Annotated in this window: 1 protein-coding gene; it reads left to right on the top strand. The window is 63.8% G+C overall.

Features of this window, described 5'->3' with window-relative positions:
• Positions 1-65 precede the first annotated feature (65 nt).
• A partial coding sequence (locus QSJ19_RS26475; RefSeq protein WP_502876349.1) for an IS1634 family transposase occupies positions 66-1412 on the top strand: 1347 nt, incomplete at its 3' end.

The following is a 1412-nucleotide window of genomic DNA, read 5'->3' as shown; positions in this document are numbered from 1 at the left end:
GCTGCGGTGATGGTGTGGGATGCATCGAAATTTGCGCACTAAGATTGGGGTCGTAGGCTGCTGGAGTGGCGTATGTGCGCACGGTGAAGACCGCATCGGGGGCGACTGCGGTGCAGGTCGTGCATTCGAATCGGCGCGGGTCACGCACCATTGACCACATCGGGTCGGCGCACAACGAGCAGGAGCTGGCGGCGTTGAAGAAGGCCGCCGCCGATCGGCTGGCAGTCGGTCAGGGTGAACTCGACCTGGGCGTGGCCGCCGCGTCTGGCCCGCTACCGATCACGTCCTCGCACATGCAGGTGCTGTGGGACACCCTCAACGCGGTATACAGCGATCTCGAATTCGGCGATAAAGCCAATGACGACAGTGTCTTTCGTGATCTGGTGCTGGCGCGGATCATTGAGCCGACCAGCAAGCAGGACTCGTTGCGGGTGCTCGAGGAAGTCGGCGTGGACACGGTGTCGTATCGCACGCTGACGCGGCGACTGTCGCGGTATGCGACCCCGCAGTTTCGGCGAGACCTGGCCGCCGCGTGCGCGGCGCGTGGCGGTGTGGGGCCAGCCAGCCTGATTCTGTATGACGTCACCACGCTGTACTTCGAGACCGACAAGGCCGACGGGTTCCGCGAACCCGGGTTCTCCAAAGAGCGTCGCCTGGAACCGCAGATCACAGTCGGGTTGTTGACCGACGCGACCGGGTTTCCCCTGATGATCGAGGCATTCGAGGGCAACAAAGCCGAGACCGCGACGATGCTGCCGACCTTGCGGTCGTTCATGGCCGCCCACGACCTCGACGACATCACCGTGGTCGCCGATGCCGGCATGATCTCCGATGCCAACAAGAAGGCCATCGAGGCCGCCGGCCTGTCGTTCATCCTCGGCGAGAAGATCCCGACCACCCCATATCTGATCAGCCAGTGGCACAGGGACAATCCCGACTCGACACCACCGGACGGGCTGATCCTGACCCAGCCGTATCCGGCCGGGTCGAAGAACAAGCGTCGCGATCACGTCGTCTACTACCAGTACAGCGCCGACCGGGCACGACGTAGTTTGCGCGGCATCGCCGAGCAGATGGCCAAAGCCGAGAAGGCCGTCGCCGGCAAGATTTCGATCAAACGCAACCGGTTCGTCAAGGTCACCGGCGCCGACAAGAGCATCAACCATGAACTGGCGGCCAAAGCACGGCTCCTGGCGGGGTGGAAGGCCTACGCCACCAACATCATTGCTCCCACACCGGAGTTCGTGATCGGTTCCTACCATCAGCTGTGGCGCATCGAGAAGAGCTTCCGCATGGCGAAGTCCGATCTGGCCGCCCGGCCGATCTTCGGCCGCACCCGCGACTCGATCGAGGCGCACCTGACCATCGTGTTCGCCGCGCTCGCAGTGACCCGCGTCGTCGAAGAACGCTCC

It is taken from the genome of Gordonia sp. ABSL11-1, assembly GCF_030315685.1.
Lineage (GTDB): Bacteria > Actinomycetota > Actinomycetes > Mycobacteriales > Mycobacteriaceae > Gordonia.
The sequence above is the reverse complement of the archived record's forward strand: the minus strand, read 5'-3'. Positions and strand labels throughout refer to the sequence as shown.